Raw genomic sequence first — 15,140 nt, 5'->3', positions numbered from 1 at the left:
TCGCACGCCCCATACGCTCGCTCCAACGACGGAAGGGGCAGGGGTGGCAGAGCAGGCACGCCGCATCGATCACGAGACGACGACGGCGCACCCACCGCCGCTGCGGATCGTCGAACCGGCGCCGGAGCCCGCCACGGTGACCGGTCCCCCGGACCCGGCGACGACCGCACGAGCGCTCGGGCTCTGCGTCGCCGAGGTGCTCACCGGCGCGCGGGAGGTCGACAGCATCGCCCGCTGGATCAGCGACGACGTGCAGCGCCACCTGCAGCAGCGCGCCGCGGTGGCAGCGCACGCCCGGGGCTCCGGTCGGCGGGCACGCGGACGCCCGGTGCTCCGGGTCGGCAGCGTGCTCGTCTGCCGCCCCGCGGCGGGCGTCGCCGAGGCGACGGTGGTCGTGCACGCGCGCAGCCACGCGCGGGCGGTCGCCATGCGGCTCGAAGAGCGACACGGACGCTGGCAGGCGACCGCGATCGGGGTCCTGTAGCCGAGTGGCGGACGGACGGGAGGCCCGGTGCCAGCTGGCACCGGGCCTCCCGTCCGTCGTCGGTCACGCTCGGTGAGCAGGAATGGTCGGGTCCCGACGTGGGACCCGACCACTCCTGCTCACGATGCGCTCGCGCGCGGTCGCTAGTTCTTCTTGGCCGCCTGGCGACGCTCGGCGCGGTTGCTCGCCGCGGCCTGACCGGAGGCGGTGGCCGCGTTGCCGAACGCGGAGCCCTGCTCGGGCTCGGCGACCGCTTCGGCCTCAGCCTCGGCCTGGGCGCGCTGCGCACGAGCGGTCGCGGCCTGCTCGAGGCGACCCTTCTCGTCGCGGACCTCGACCTCGCCGTCGATCGACGGTGCCGAGTACTCGAGGCCGGAGACCTCATCCTCGCCGAGACCCTTGGCCTCGATCACCGCGTTCTCGCCGTCGGACTGCACCTGGACCTCGAGGTTGAAGAGGTAGCCCACGGACTCTTCGCGGATCTGCCCCATCATCGTCTGGAACAGGGCGTAGCCCTCGCGCTGGTACTCGACCAGCGGGTCGCGCTGCGCCATCGCGCGGAGGCCGATGCCGTCCTTGAGGTAGTCCATCTCGTACAGGTGGTCGCGCCAGCGGCGGTCGATCACCGAGAGCACCACGCGACGCTCGAGCTCACGCATCGCCTCGTCGCCGAGGAGTTCCTCGCGCTGCTGGTAGGCCAACTTGGCGTCGGAGAGGATCTCGCGGGCCAGGAAGTCACGCGACGCCTTGCCCTTCGAGCCGGCCTCGGTGATGACCTCGTCGATGGAGATCGAGATCGGGTAGAGCGTGCCGAGCTCGGTCCACATGGCGTCGAGGTCCCAGTCGTCCGGGGAGCCTTCGCCGGTGTGGCTGTCGATCACGTCGTCGATGACGGCCTTGAGGAACGACTGCGCGCGGTCGTGCAGGTCGTCGCCCTCGAGGATGTGGCGGCGGTCGCTGTAGATCGCTTCGCGCTGGCGGTTCAGGACGTCGTCGTACTTCAGCACGTTCTTGCGGATCTCGGCGTTGCGGCCCTCGACCTGCGCCTGGGCGGACCGGATCGCACGGCCGACGAGCTTGTTCTCGATCGCCAGGTCGTCCGGCACGTTCGAGCGGCCCATCAGACTCTCGGCGGCACCGGAGTTGAACAGGCGCATCAGGTCGTCGGTCAGCGACAGGTAGAAGCGGCTCTCGCCCGGGTCACCCTGGCGGCCGGAACGACCACGCAGCTGGTTGTCGATGCGGCGTGACTCGTGGCGCTCGGTGCCGAGCACGTACAGGCCGCCGACGGCGCGGACCTTGTCGCCCTCTTCCTCGACCTCGGCCTTGACGCGGGCGAACACGTCGTCCCACTCGGCCTCGTACTCGTCGGGGGTCTCGGTCGGCGACAGGCCCTTGGCGTGCATCTCCTGCACGGCGAGGAACTCCGCGTTGCCACCGAGCATGATGTCGGTACCACGACCGGCCATGTTCGTCGCGACGGTCACGGCGCCGAAGCGACCGGCCTGGGCGACGATCGCGGCTTCACGTGCGTGGTTCTTCGCGTTGAGGACCTCGTGCTTGACGCCCTGCTTGGCGAGGAGCTTCGACAGGTACTCGGACTTCTCGACGCTCGTGGTGCCGACGAGGACGGGCTGGCCCTTCTCGTGGCGCTCCGCGATGTCCTCGGCGACCTGCTCGAACTTCGCCTTCTCGTTCTTGTAGACGAGGTCGGTCTGGTCGATGCGCTGCATCGGCTTGTTCGTCGGGATGGGCACGACGCCGAGCTTGTAGGTCGACATGAACTCGGCCGCCTCGGTCTCGGCGGTACCGGTCATGCCGGAGAGCTTCTGGTAGAGGCGGAAGTAGTTCTGCAGCGTGACGGTGGCGAGGGTCTGGTTCTCGGCCTTGACCTCGACACCTTCCTTCGCCTCGATCGCCTGGTGGATGCCCTCGTTGTAGCGGCGGCCCATCAGGATGCGGCCGGTGTGCTCGTCGACGATGAGCACCTCGCCGTTCATCACGACGTAGTCCTTGTCCTTCTTGAACAGGGCGACGGCCTTGATGGAGTTGTTCAGGAACGAGATGAGCGGGGTGTTCGCCGACTCGTACAGGTTCTCGATGCCGAGGTAGTCCTCGACCTTCTCGATCCCGGGCTCGAGGACACCGACGGTGCGCTTCTTCTCGTCGACCTCGTAGTCCTCGCCCGGGGTGAGGCGCTTGGCGATCGAGGCGAACTCGGTGAACCAGCGGTTGGCCTCGCCCGAGGACGGACCGGAGATGATGAGCGGCGTGCGGGCCTCGTCGATGAGGATCGAGTCGACCTCGTCCACGACGGCGAAGAAGTGACCACGCTGCACCATGTCGGATGCCTGCCACGCCATGTTGTCGCGCAGGTAGTCGAAGCCGAACTCGTTGTTGGTGCCGTACGTGATGTCGGCGGCGTACTGCTCGCGGCGCTCGGCCGGGGTCTGGTTCGCGATGATGCAGCCGGTGGTCATGCCCAGCGCGCGGAAGACGCGGCCCATGATCTCGGACTGGTACGACGCCAGGTAGTCGTTGACCGTGATGACGTGCACACCGCGCGACGGGATCGCGTTGAGGTAGGCGGCGGTCGTCGCGACGAGGGTCTTGCCCTCACCGGTCTTCATCTCGGCGATGTTGCCGAGGTGCAGTGCCGCGCCACCCATGAGCTGCACGTCGAAGTGCCGCATGCCCAGGGTCCGCTTCGCGGCTTCACGCACGGCGGCGAACGCCTCGGGCAGGAGGTCGTCGAGGGTCTCGCCGTTGGCGTACCGCTCGCGCAGCTCCTTGGTCTCGTCGTGGAGTTCCTCGTCGGTGAGGCTCGAGAAGTCGTCCTCGAGGTCGTTGATGGCCGAGGCGTACGCCTTCAGCCGGCGGAGGGTTCGTCCTTCGCCGATGCGGAGGACCTTCTCCAGCACGTTTGCCACGTGAACTCCTTACGAGGTCGTCGCGCGCGACCTGCACGCCCGATCGACCAGTCATGCTAGCAACCCGCGAACCCACGGCGCTGTGAGCGGCGCGGCTGTCGCGGACACGGGTGTGCGCGGCCCGCGAACGGACCGCGCACACGGTGCGGGACCGAAGGCCCCGAGTCGGATCAGGCGATCGCGGCTGCGCGCTCCGCGTCGGAGTCGACCGCGGCCGGCGCCTGGCCGGCGGGCACCTCGTCGATGCCGATCACGCCGTAGTCCCAGCCCTTGCGTCGGTACACGACACTCGGACGGCGGGTCTCGGCGTCGAGGAACAGGTAGAAGTCGTGCCCGACGAGTTCCATGTAGTACAGGGCGTCGTCGACCGTCATCGGGGCGGCCTCGAAGACCTTGTGCCGGATGACGACCGGGCTGTAGACCTCGTTCTCGTCCTCGGCGGCCTCTTGATCGACGACCGGGACGGCACCGGTCGCGACGTCCTCGATGAGCTTGCCGTCGGCCGGGACGACGCCCATGCCGTCGAACCCGCTGCCGGCGGCCTCGGCGACCGAGGTGGGGCGGTGCCGACCGTGGTGCACCTTGCGGCGGTCACGCGCCCGACGGAGACGTTCCATGATCCGCGCGAAGGCGAGGTCGAAGGCGGCGTACTTGTCCGACGCCGCGGACTCGGCCCGTACGAGCGGCCCCGGTCCGATCAGCGTGAGCTCCACGCGGTCCTCGCCCTGGCTGCCGCTCGACTTCTCGTGGTGGCGGCTGATGCGCACCTCGAAGGCGAGGGCGCGGTCGGCGAGCACGTCGATCTTCTCGGACTTCTGTTCGACGTAGGTGCGGAAACGGTCGGTGACCCCGACGTTCCGGCCCGTGATCGTCACGTCCATGTGGCGGCTCCCATCCAGTGTCGGCGCGTCGCCTCCGTCCGGCGACCCGAACGCCTTGTCGCGAGGCTAGACCCGGCGCACCCTCGGCGTCACGGGGAGGCGGCGAGTCCGCCGGACACTCACCGGACACACAGCGGCCACCGGGTGTTCACCGAGCATCAGTCGTCGACGCTCGCCACGGCGACGCAGCGCACCACCCGACCGCCCGCCGCCCGCACCGCGCGGACGCCCTCGGCCATCGTGACGCCCGTCGTCACGACGTCGTCGACGAGCACGACGTCGCGGCCGTCGACACCGGTCGCCCGCAGGGTCCCGACGGTCGCGGCGACGCGTTCCACCGCCGACCGCTCCTTCTGCCCCGGTCCGGATCGCCGTCGTCCGGCAGGGGTCCGGCCGAGGCGCCCCGTGTGCCGGACACCACCACGGGCGAGCAGCAGCACCACCGGGTCGAACCCGCGGCGTCGGGCACCCGCGCGGGACGGCGGCACCCGGAGCACCACGGTGCCGTCCGGGGCCGCGGCGAGCGCCGCGCGGACGAGGACACCGAAGCGGACGCCGAGCGGACGGGCGACGTCGACCCGGCCCCGGAGCTTGAGTTCGAGCACCAGGGTGCGGACCAGCCCCTCGTACTCGAAGGCCGCGTCGAGCCGGACGCCGGCGACCAGCCGGACCCGCCGGGGCCGTGCGTCGAGCGCCGCGCGGCACGGTGGGCAGAGCGCGCGGTCCGGGCGGCCGCAGCCCAGGCAGGCGACGGGCAGGAAGAGCCCGAGCACGGCGAGCAGGGCGTCACGCCACGGGGTGGGGGCGTCGTCAGGGGGCATGCCCACGACTGTGGTGGTGATCGGACGACGGCGGTGGGCCGGCGTGCCGGACGGTGGACGGGCCTCCAGGCAGGGCGGGGTGTGGAGGACGGTGGCGTCAGCGCTGGACGCCGAGCACGTCGGCGGTGACGCCCGTCGAGTCCCAGCCGCCCCCGGTGGACTGCAGGACGTCGCCGCTCGACATCCGGAGCAGCAGCGCGCCACCGCTGCCGCCGCTGATCGCGGTGGCGCGACCGTCGGGCTTCGGCAGGGTGCTCGACTTGCCGCCGATGGTGGTGCGGACGATGTTCGGACCGGTCGGCGTCTGCCCGACCGAGGCGACGTCGGTGTCGTTCACCCACGTGGCGTCGACCGCGGTGCCGCTGGCGGCCTGCACCCGGACCGGGGCGCCGAACGAGGTCGGTGACCGGTCGGAACCGCGGATGATCGCCATCACGTACAGGCCGGGGCCGTCCGCGGTCTCGATGAGCGCGAGGGCCCTGGTGGAGTCGCGGGACACCTGGAACGACACGAGGTCGCCGCGCGGCAACGTGGTGCGCACCTGGTGGGGGTCGCCGCCGAGGCCGTACGCGGTGACGTGACGGGTGTCGGACTGCTGCCCCACCCAGACGAAGCCGAGGTCGTCGACGGCGGGCGCGACGAGGTCCTCGCGGGCGTCGACGCGCAGGCGGTCCTTGCCGCGCACGACCACGACGCCGTCCCGGTTGCCGACGGCGGCGGTGGTGCCGGACGCCGACAGGGCGATCGAGGTCGGGTCGAGGCCGGCGATCGCGGCCCCGACGCCGCTGCCGAGCTCGGCGACCTTGCCGGTGCCCGAGGCGGCGTAGCCGACGACGCCGTCCTCGTCGACCAGGGGGCGGGGGTCGACGTCGGGGTTCTGCTGGGCGTCTGCTCCCCCGGAGTCCGGCACCGACAGCGTCGCTCCCTCGATCGTCATCGAGACCGACGAGATGGTGGCGACCGAGGCGAGGGACTTGCTGAGCTGTTCGCGCATCCGGACCTTGTCGACCGTGCTCGCACGCAGGGCGTCGCTCGACAGGTCGACCAGCGCGGTGCCGCTGTCGATCGTCACCGCGTTGAGGGACAGCTGGGTGCCCTCCGGGAACGACGAGACGACGGCGCCCTTCAGCCAGTCGGCGGGGCCGGCGAGCAGGGCGCTGGCGATGCGGGTGCTGGTGGAGGACCGAGCGAGGAACCAGCGCTGGTCGGGCACCAGGAAGCGGTAGGTCGGGTCGTAGAAGTACAGGGCGTGCGACTGGAACACCGACTCGAAGCTGACCGGCGACAGGATGATGCCGTCCGGGGCGTAGGCGATGCGCCACTCGCCGTCCTCGCGGACGAACTGGAACGTCAGCGTCGACGAGGTCGGGCGGACCGCCTGGGTGTACTCCCCGTCGGAGTCGACCGTGGCGCTGGCCGTCATCGTGTAGGTGAGCTCGCGGTCGTCGGCGCGCTCGACGGTGCCGCTGCCGTCCCGGATCGTGACGCCCTGCCGGGGGTTCCACCGCTGGGCGAAGTCGGCGGCCAGGAACTGCCGGGCGATCGCGTAGTTGTCCTGGGCGCCGGTGGCGGCGGCGATGAACCCGCGGAGGATCGCCGTCTGGTCGGACCCGGTGATCGGCTTGTCCGGCCGGAAGTCGACGCCCGAGAGCGACTCGTCCTTGATCGTCTGCCCGGTGCGCACGGCACCGTCGGTCGGGATGGCCGCGCAGGCGGTGACCGCGAGCAGGCTGACCGCGGCGAGCGCGACGGTGAGGACGTGGCGGATCCGGTGGCGCATCAGGACTCCTCTCGCACGGCGCGGGGGCCGTCGTACGACTCGTCGAGCTCGGGCAGCGGGATGGCCGAGGTGGCGGTGGTGCCCTGCTCGTTGCGGGGCAGGGTGAGCACGAACGTCGATCCCGCGCCCGGTCGGGACCACACGTCGATGCGCCCGCCGTGGAGCTTCGCGTCGCCGAGGCTGATCGCGAGGCCGAGGCCGGTGCCGCCGATGGTGCGCTTGCGGCTCGGGTCGGCCCGCCAGAAGCGGTCGAACACCCGTGCGGCGTCCTCCGGCGGCATGCCGACACCCTGGTCGCGGACGGCGATGGCGACGGTGCGGGCGTCACTGTCGACGACGACCTGCACGGGCTTCGCGTCGCCGTGCTCGATGGCGTTGCCGACGAGGTTGCGCAGGATCCGTCGGACCCGCTTGGCGTCGAGCCGCATCGTGGTGTGGCCGCCGGGGGTCGCGAGCTGCAGGTCGATGCCGGCGCGTTCGGCCAGCGGGCGGAACTCCTCGACGATGTCCGCGGCGAGGGAGGCCGGCACGACGGGTGCGGTGTCGAGCTGCACCGCCTGGGCGTCGTACCGGGAGATCTCGAGCAGGTCGGCGAGGAGCATCTCGAAGCGCTCCACCTGGGCGTGCAGGAGCTCGGCGGACCGGCCGACCGACGGTTCGAACGCGTGGCGGGAGTCGTAGAGCATGTCGCCGGCGAGCCGGATCGTGGTGAGCGGGGTACGGAGCTCGTGCGACACGTCGGACACGAACCGCTGCTGCACGCGGGAGAGCTCGGCGAGCTGGGTGATCTGGCGGCTGACCGCCTCGGCCATGCCGTTGAAGCTCCGTGCCAGGGTCGCCAGGTCGTCCTGGCCGCGCACGGGGATGCGTTCGTCGAGGCGGCCCGCGGCGATCTTCCGGCTCGTCTCGGCGGCACCGCGGATCGGTACGACGACGAGCCGGACGACGAGCGAGGTGACCAGGGCGATGAGCACCATCAGCGCCACACCGCCGATGGAGAGGGTCTGGGAGACGAAGTCCAGGGTCTGCTGGGCGTCGGAGAGGTCGTAGACCAGGTACAGCTCGTACTGGCCGGCGCTCGGGATCTGCAGCGTGGACCCGACGGCGAGCCCCGGCACCCGGCGCCCGTCGTCGTCGAGTTCGACCGGCTGCAGGCTGAGCCGACCGGTGTTCTGCGCGACCTCCTTGCGCAGGGCGTCGGTGATCACCGCGTCCGGGAAGTCCTGGCTGGCGATGGTCTGCAGCGTCTGCGGCGTGGACTGGTCCGGGCTCCGCTCGATGGCGATGCTCGTGCCGCCCGGACTCGTCGTGTTCGACAGGATCGCCTGCTGCGCCTCGTTCTGCAGGGTCTCGAGCTCGGACTGGTTGTTGTCCTCGGCCGCCGTCGCCGCGTCGAAGATCCCCTGGGCGACGATGGTGGCCCGTGCGGACTCGGACTCGATCTGGTCGCGGCGCTGCGAGTAGACGTTCGTCGAGATGCTCACCATGACCGCGGTGCCGATGATCCCCACCGCGAGCCCGGTCGTCATCACGGTGATGGCGACCGAGCGGAACATGAGCGAGCGCCGCCACAGGTAGGCGATCGGACGCCAGGCGCGTCGGAGCCAGCGCCGCATCCGGCGACGGCTGCGGTCGACGACGCCGATCGAGACGGTGGTGCTGCCGGCCCCACCGGCACCGCCGGACCCACCGGCGCCGGTGGCCCGGCCGGCGCCGCCGACCCGGCCGGAGCGTGCCGAGCCCGGCGGGCGCGTCGAGGGCGGCACGGTGCTCAGGCTCCTCCGGCGCGGTACCCGACGCCGCGGACCGTGGTGACGGTCTTCGGGTTGTCCGGGTCGTGCTCGATCTTCGCGCGGAGCCGCTGCACGTGCACGTTCACCAGACGGGTGTCCGCCTTGTAGTGGTAGCCCCAGACCTGCTCGAGCAGCATCTCGCGGGTGAACACCTGGTTCGGCTTCTCGGCGAGCGCCCGGAGCAGGTCGAACTCGAGCGGCGTGAGCGCGATCACGGTGTCACCGCGGCGCACCTCGTGCCCGGCGACGTCGACCGTGACGTCGCCGACGTGCAGCACGGTGGCGTCGGACGCGCTCGGCCGCAGGCGGGTCCGGATGCGCGCGACGAGCTCCTTCGGGTTGAAGGGCTTCACGACGTAGTCGTCGGCACCGTTCTCGAGCCCGAGGACGACGTCGGCGGTGTCGCTCTTCGCCGTGAGCATGATGATCGGCGTGCCACTCTCGGCACGGATGCGCTTGCACACCTCGATGCCGTCGATGCCGGGCAGCATGACGTCGAGCAGGACGAGGTCCGGCTTGGTGGCGTGGAACGCGTCGACGGCGTCGTTGCCGTCGGCGCTGAACTCGGGTTCGTACCCCTCGGAGCGGAGCACGATGCCGATCATCTCGGAGAGGGCCTGGTCGTCGTCGACGACGAGGATGCGCGGTGTCATGTGATCTGGACTCCGGGTGGCGTGCGGGTGCCGTGGTCGGCACGTGTCCCCACACGATAGCCGAGGCCCCGCCGCGCCGGGTTTTCCGCCAGGATGGGGGTGGACCGTGCATCGCTGGCTCGGTCCGACACGACGAGGGGGCTGGAGTCATGTCCGATTGGCACACACCGGGCGGTGGGCAGCAGGGTGCGCCGACGCCGCCGGCGTCCGGACCGGCGCAGGGACCAGGACCCCAGCCTGGAGGCCCGCCCCGCTTCTCCGTGCCGCCGCAGCCCGCCCCGGGGCCGGGTCCGGGGCGACCGGGCGGTCCGTCCGGTGGCTCGCGTCCGGTGATCCCGCTGCGCCCGCTCGGTCTCGGGGACATCCTGGCCGGGGCGTTCACGGTCTTCCGCCGGAACGCCCGCGTGCTGCTGCTCTGGAGCGTGCTGCTGAGCGGTGTGCTCGGCCTGCTCTCGACGCTGGCCAGCACCTTCGGGCAGCAGGCGTTGCAGTCGCGGATGTTCTCGGCCCTCGACGGCGGCAGTGGTGCCGACTCGGTGGTCGCTGGCACGCTGACGCTCACGGCACTGCTCTCGGTCGTGCTGCCGTTCCTCGCCTACCTCGGTCGCGGGTTCCTGGTGGCGCCGGTCGCCGCCGACACCGGGCAGCGGGTCCTCGGCCGTCGCGCCACGTTCCGGGGGCTGTGGGCGCTGCTCGCCGGCCGCCGGTGGTCCGTCGTCGCGTGGATGCTCGTGCAGATCGGGGCCGGTGCGGTCCTCGCGATCCTGGCCGGACTCGTGTTCTTCGGGGTGTTCGCGGCCATGGGCGCCGCCGACTCCGGCACCGGGTGGTTCGTGCTGGCGCTGGTGCTGTTCGTGCTCGGCATCGGTGTCGTCGTCGTGTGGCTCGCCACGCGCTTCGTGCTCACCGTCCCGACCATCGCGCTCGAGGGCCGACCGGTCTTCGCCGCAGCCGCACAGTCGTGGCGCCTGACCCGCGGGGCCTTCTGGCGGACCTTCGGCATCCTGCTGCTCGTCCAACTCATGTTCGGGTTCGCGGCGTCCATCGCGTCGATCCCGCTCACCATCGGCGCCGTGCTCGTCGGGGGCACGTTCGACCCGCTCGGGCAGACGGGCGGCACGTCGGGAGCCGGCACCGGTGCGGTCATCGCCATCGTCGTCGGGAGCCTGCTCGCGATCGCGGTGCAGTGCATCACCGACGTGCTGAGCGCCTCGATCACGACGTTCCTCGCCATCGACCGGCGGATCCGCACCGAGGCGCTCGACCAGCGGATCGCGTCGCACCTGGACTCCGGGCAGCCGACCGACCCGTTCGCCCCGTCCGAGCCCGTCGCACGCCCGCCGTGGCCGCCGCAGCAGCAGTGGGGTGGCCAGCAGTGGCAGGCGCAGCAGCAGCCGTGGCCGGGGCAGCAGCAGTGGCAGCCCGGTCAGCAGCAGCAACCCTGGCAGCCCGGTCACCAGCAGCAACCCTGGCAGCCCGGTCAGCAGCAGCCGTGGCAGCAGGGTCCGGGCCAGGCGCCGCCGAACGGCTCCGCGTGACGGCGGTCGACCCGGACGAAGCGCGTCGCCTGCTCGAGCGCGAACTCGAACGGTCCGCCTACGACGGTGCCCGGCCGACGTGGTGGGACCGTGCCTCGCGCTCCTTCCTCGACTGGCTCGGGTCGCTCCGCGCCGACGGCATCGACTCCCCCGCGGCGGCCCGCACCGCGCTGGTGATCGCGATCGTGGTGCTCGTCGCGGTCGTCGTGCTCGTCGTCGTCGCCCGCGGACTCCCCCGCCGGCGCGCGCGGGCCGGTGACGGTGACACCGGCGGGGTGTTCGACGCCGACGACCTGCGCTCCGCCCGGGAACTCCTCGAAGCGGCCCAGGCCGCCGTCCGTCGCGCCGACTGGTCGGCAGCGGTGCTCGACGGGTTCCGCGCGATCGCCAGGGGCCTCGGCGAGCGCGACCTGGTGCCCGACGTGCCCGGAGCCACCGCGCGGAGGATCGCCGCACGGGGCGCCGTGCCGTTCCCCGCGTCGGCCGGTGCACTCGACGCGGCAGCGACCGCCTTCGACGCGGTCCGGTACCTCGGTGCCGAGGCCGACGAGGCCGCGGCCCTCCGCGTGCTCGACACCGAGCGCTCCGTCCGGCAGGCCCGTCCCGCCCGGGCCGAGGGACCGGCGGTACCGGCATGACGACTGACACCGCCACGCGGACGAGCACCGGGCCGACTCCTGCTCCGGCTCCAATTCCGGCCGAGGGACGCCGGTTCCGCGTCGGGTTCTGGGTCGCCATCGTCCTGGTCGGCGTCCTGCTCGCCGCCCTGACCGCCCTCGTGCAGGGCACCGACCCGGACGCACCGCGTGTGCTCGACCCGACCTCGACGACGGCCAGTGGTTCGGCCGCCCTGGTCCGGGTGCTCGAGCAGCGGGGCACCGCGGTCTCCGTCACCGACACCGTCGACGGCGTCGGTGGGATCGACGGCGGCACGGTGTTCATCGACGACGCCGACGGGGCGCTCGACCCCGACGTCGCGGAACGGATCGCCCGCACGGCGCGGCACGTCGTGGTCGTCGGCACGAGCGGCGCCGGACTCGAGGCACTGCTCGGGTTCCCGGTCGACCCGGCCGTCCAGGTCGACGGCGACGCCACCGTCTCGACGGCCTCGTGCGGGATCCCGGCGGCGGCCTCGGCTGCCCGGGTCACCACCGCCGGCTCCGGGTACACCGTGCAGGACGCGACCGCCGAACGGTGTGCGCCGACCGGCGAGGGCGGCTCCCGGGTCTGGGGCCTCGTGCGCACCGCGACCCAGGGCGGCGACGTCACACTGCTCGGCACGACCTCGGCGTTCCGGAACGACACGATCGCCACCGCCGGGAACGCCGCACTCGCCCTCGGGCTGCTCGGCGCCGACGAGCGACTCGTCTGGTACACCCCGGCCGTCGGCACCCCCGACGCCGCACCGACCCTCGGCGAGCTCGCCCCGCCGTGGGTCCCGAGCGCCCTCGCACTGCTCGCCCTCGTCGCCGTGGCGGCCGGCGTCTGGCGGGGCCGACGGCTCGGCCCGCTCGTCGTCGAGCGGTTGCCCGTCGTCGTCCGTGCCGCGGAGACCACCGAGGGTCGCGCCCGCATGTACGCCCGCACCCGTGACCGCACCCACGCCCTCGACACCCTGCGCGTCGCCGCCGTCCGCCGCATCGGCCGGATGCTCGGTCTGCCCCGATCGGCCCACGTCGACGAGGTCGTCCGGACCGCGGCCCAGGCCACCGGCATCCCGCACACCCGTGTCGGCGCCGTGCTCGTCGGCGGGACCACCGACGACGACCGTGCACTCGTCGACGGCACCGCCGCGCTCGACGACCTCGAACGCGCCGTCCGCCGGGCGACCTCCGGTGACCGACCGACCTCCGACCCCGACCGACCAGGAGCACGACCGTGACCGACCTGCCCCCTGCCACCACCGAGCACGCCGCACCGGAGCACGACCCCACGACCGCGGCCGGCACCGACCTGCGCGACGCGTTCGGCCGGGTCCGCACCGAGGTCGCCAAGGCCGTCGTCGGCCAGGAGGGCGCGGTCTCCGGCATGATCGTCGGACTCCTCGCACAGGGGCACGTGCTGCTCGAGGGTGTCCCCGGTGTCGCGAAGACCCTGCTCGTCCGCAGCCTCGCCGCCGCGATGACGCTCGACACGAAGCGCATCCAGTTCACACCGGACCTGATGCCCGGCGACGTCACCGGGTCGCTCGTCTACGACGCCTCGACCGGCACGTTCCCGTTCCGCGAGGGCCCCGTCTTCACGAACGTCCTGCTCGCCGACGAGGTCAACCGCACGCCGCCGAAGACCCAGTCGGCCCTGCTCGAGGCGATGGAGGAACGCCAGGTGAGCGTCGACGGCGACGCCCGGGCGCTGCCGGACCCCTTCTTCGTCGCCGCGACGATGAACCCGATCGAGTTCGAGGGCACGTACACGCTGCCCGAGGCGCAGCTCGACCGGTTCCTGATGAAGCTGACGCTCGACATCCCGCCGCGCGACGTCGAGTGGCAGGTGCTCCGGCGCCACGCCGACGGGTTCGTCCCGCGCGACGTCCGGTCGGCCGGCATCACCCCGGTGGTCGGCGTCGACGAGGTCGTCCGTGCGCAGCGTGCCGTCCGCGGCGTCGGGGCCCGCGACGACGTGCTCGCGTACATCGTCGACCTCGCCCGGGCCACCCGGCAGGCACCGTCCGTCCGCGTCGGGGTGAGCCCCCGCGGAGCGACGGCACTGCTCGCGGCCGCCAAGGCCTGGGCCTGGCTCACCGGCTACGACGCGATCACCCCGGACCACGTGCAGGCCATGGCCCTGCCGGTCTGGCGGCACCGCCTGCGGGTCGCCGCCGACGCCGAGCTCGAGGGCGTCGGAGCCGACGGCGTGCTCCAGCAGGTGCTCGAGCAGGTGCGGGTGCCGATCTAGTGGCGGTCTCCGGCCGGTTCGTCGCGCTCCTCGCCGTCGCCCTCGTGCCCACCGTGCTGCTCGGCAGCGGGTGGGCCGGTCTGGCGTGGGTCGGGGTGGTGCTGCTCGCCGCGGCGCTCGACGTCGTGCTCGCCGCCGACCTGCGACGGGTCCGCGTGGAGCGGCGGATGCCCCGGCTCGCTCGACGCGACAGCACCGCGGACGGCACCCTCGTGCTCGCCAACGACGGCTCCCGGACGGTCCGCGGTGTGGTCCGTGACATGTGGGAGCCGTCGGCCGGCCACCGTCCCCGTCGGATCCGGATGACGGTCCCCGCCGGGGAGCGACGGACGGCCCGGATGCGCTTCACCCCGTTCCGTCGTGGTCGACGCCGCACCACCGGGGTCGCCGTGCGGTCCTTCGGTCCCCTGGGCCTCGCCGCACGGCAGCGGGTCGTCGCAGCACCGGGCGAACTCGTCGTGACGCCGCCGTTCCGCTCCCGGCGGCACCTGCCGTCACGGTTGGCACGGCTCCGCGAACTCGACGGCGAGACCACGCTGCAGCTCCGCGGGCACGGCACCGAGTTCGACTCGCTGCGCGACTACGTGCGCGGCGACGACGTGCGGTCGATCGACTGGCGCGCCACCGCGCGGCGGCAGGACCTCGTCGTCCGCACCTGGCGACCGGAACGCGACCGGCGCGTCGTCGTCGTGGTCGACGCGGGCCGGGCGGGTGCCGGCCGCGTCGCCGACGAACCCCGACTCGACACCTTCATCGAGTCGGCGCTGCTCCTCGGTGCCCTCGCGGCAGCCGCCGGTGACCGCGTCGACCTGGTGGTCCTCGACGACACGGCACACGACCGCGTGCACGGCGCCACCCGCACCGACGTCGTGCAGCGCTTCGGCGAGGCACTCGCGATGGCCGAACCCGGGCTCGCCGCGACCGACTGGGCATCCGTCCCCGCGCTCGTCGACTCGATCACGACCTCGCGCGCCATGGTCGTCCTCGCCTCGAGCCTCGACTCCGTCGGCGCCTCGGGCGACCTGCTCGCCGTACTCCCCCGACTGTCCCGACGGCACGCGGTCCTCGTGACGAGCATCGAGGACCCGGACGTCCAGCGGATGGCGCGCGGCGGGGTGGACCCGAACACGGCGATCCGCACCGCGCGGGGCGGACGGGTGCCGGGCCTCCCGACCGGCGCGGAGCGCGACGTCTACCGACGCGCGGCCGCCGAACGCACCCTGCTCGACGCGGACGGTGCGGCTGACGTCGCACGGCGCTCCGGCGCCGAGGTCGTGCGCGGCGCACCGGCGGACGTCCCGCCGCTCGTCGCCGACGCCTACATCCGGGCGAAGGCCACCGGCCGGCTCTGAACCGGGACGGACG

Annotated in this window: 12 protein-coding genes; 6 read left to right on the top strand and 6 right to left on the bottom strand. The window is 72.7% G+C overall.

The genetic code is table 11. The annotated features are described in order from the left end of the window. Positions 1–43 precede the first annotated feature (43 nt). The gene (locus tag DEI98_RS15800) at positions 44–484 is read left to right on the top strand and encodes an Rv3235 family protein (protein ID WP_110865381.1); all 441 of its coding nucleotides are present in this window, start codon (positions 44–46) and stop codon (positions 482–484) included. A 143-nt stretch (positions 485–627) separates the two neighbouring features. On the opposite strand, the gene secA is transcribed toward DEI98_RS15800, so the two are convergent. The 6 genes from secA to mtrA all read right to left on the bottom strand — a co-directional run bounded on the left by secA (position 628) and on the right by mtrA (position 9,342). Next, the gene (secA, locus tag DEI98_RS15795) at positions 628–3,414 is read right to left on the bottom strand and encodes a preprotein translocase subunit SecA (RefSeq protein ID WP_110865380.1); all 2,787 of its coding nucleotides are present in this window, start codon (positions 3,412–3,414) and stop codon (positions 628–630) included. Positions 3,415–3,584: 170 nt separating this feature from the next. Then, entirely contained in the window at positions 3,585–4,295 is a 711-nt protein-coding gene (gene hpf / locus DEI98_RS15790) for a ribosome hibernation-promoting factor, HPF/YfiA family (RefSeq protein WP_111101265.1), read from the bottom strand. A 158-nt stretch (positions 4,296–4,453) separates the two neighbouring features. Beyond that, positions 4,454–5,116: a ComF family protein gene (locus DEI98_RS15785; protein ID WP_146243542.1), complete on the bottom strand. Its 663-nt coding sequence runs from the start codon at positions 5,114–5,116 to the stop codon at positions 4,454–4,456. A gap of 97 nt (positions 5,117–5,213) precedes the next feature. Then, positions 5,214–6,896, bottom strand: coding sequence for a GerMN domain-containing protein (locus DEI98_RS15780; protein WP_111101264.1), 1,683 nt, complete (start codon positions 6,894–6,896; stop codon positions 5,214–5,216). After that, positions 6,896–8,662 carry an MtrAB system histidine kinase MtrB gene (mtrB, locus tag DEI98_RS15775; RefSeq protein ID WP_253183753.1) on the bottom strand — a complete coding sequence of 589 codons (1,767 nt, stop codon included), beginning with the start codon at positions 8,660–8,662 and terminating at the stop codon, positions 6,896–6,898. The genes DEI98_RS15780 and mtrB overlap by 1 nt, the downstream gene beginning before the upstream one ends. Before the next feature lie 5 nt (positions 8,663–8,667). After that, on the bottom strand, positions 8,668–9,342 hold the full coding sequence (mtrA, locus tag DEI98_RS15770; RefSeq protein WP_017888813.1) for an MtrAB system response regulator MtrA: 675 nt from the start codon (positions 9,340–9,342) through the stop codon (positions 8,668–8,670). Positions 9,343–9,671: 329 nt separating this feature from the next. Between mtrA and DEI98_RS15765 the strand changes: the two genes are divergently transcribed. Genes DEI98_RS15765 through DEI98_RS15745 form a run of 5 tightly spaced genes read left to right on the top strand, consistent with a single transcriptional unit; the run spans position 9,672 to position 15,127 of the window. After that, positions 9,672–10,880: a glycerophosphoryl diester phosphodiesterase membrane domain-containing protein gene (locus tag DEI98_RS15765; protein WP_111101263.1), complete on the top strand. Its 1,209-nt coding sequence runs from the start codon at positions 9,672–9,674 to the stop codon at positions 10,878–10,880. After that, positions 10,835–11,518, top strand: a complete 684-nt coding sequence (locus DEI98_RS15760; RefSeq protein ID WP_146243541.1) for a DUF4129 domain-containing protein — start codon at positions 10,835–10,837, stop codon at positions 11,516–11,518. Before DEI98_RS15765 ends, DEI98_RS15760 begins: the two co-directional genes overlap by 46 nt. Further along, positions 11,515–12,762: a DUF4350 domain-containing protein gene (locus DEI98_RS15755; RefSeq protein WP_111101261.1), complete on the top strand. Its 1,248-nt coding sequence runs from the start codon at positions 11,515–11,517 to the stop codon at positions 12,760–12,762. The genes DEI98_RS15760 and DEI98_RS15755 overlap by 4 nt, the downstream gene beginning before the upstream one ends. 5 nt (positions 12,763–12,767) lie before the next feature. Continuing rightward, entirely contained in the window at positions 12,768–13,775 is a 1,008-nt protein-coding gene (locus DEI98_RS15750; RefSeq protein ID WP_375334821.1) for an AAA family ATPase, read from the top strand. Continuing rightward, positions 13,775–15,127, top strand: coding sequence for a DUF58 domain-containing protein (locus DEI98_RS15745; protein ID WP_111101260.1), 1,353 nt, complete (start codon positions 13,775–13,777; stop codon positions 15,125–15,127). The genes DEI98_RS15750 and DEI98_RS15745 overlap by 1 nt, the downstream gene beginning before the upstream one ends. The last annotated feature ends 13 nt before the right edge of the window (positions 15,128–15,140 follow it).

It is taken from the genome of Curtobacterium sp. MCLR17_034 (assembly GCF_003234485.1).
GTDB classification, from domain to species: domain Bacteria; phylum Actinomycetota; class Actinomycetes; order Actinomycetales; family Microbacteriaceae; genus Curtobacterium; species Curtobacterium flaccumfaciens.
This window is presented reverse-complemented; position numbering and strand designations above follow the sequence as displayed.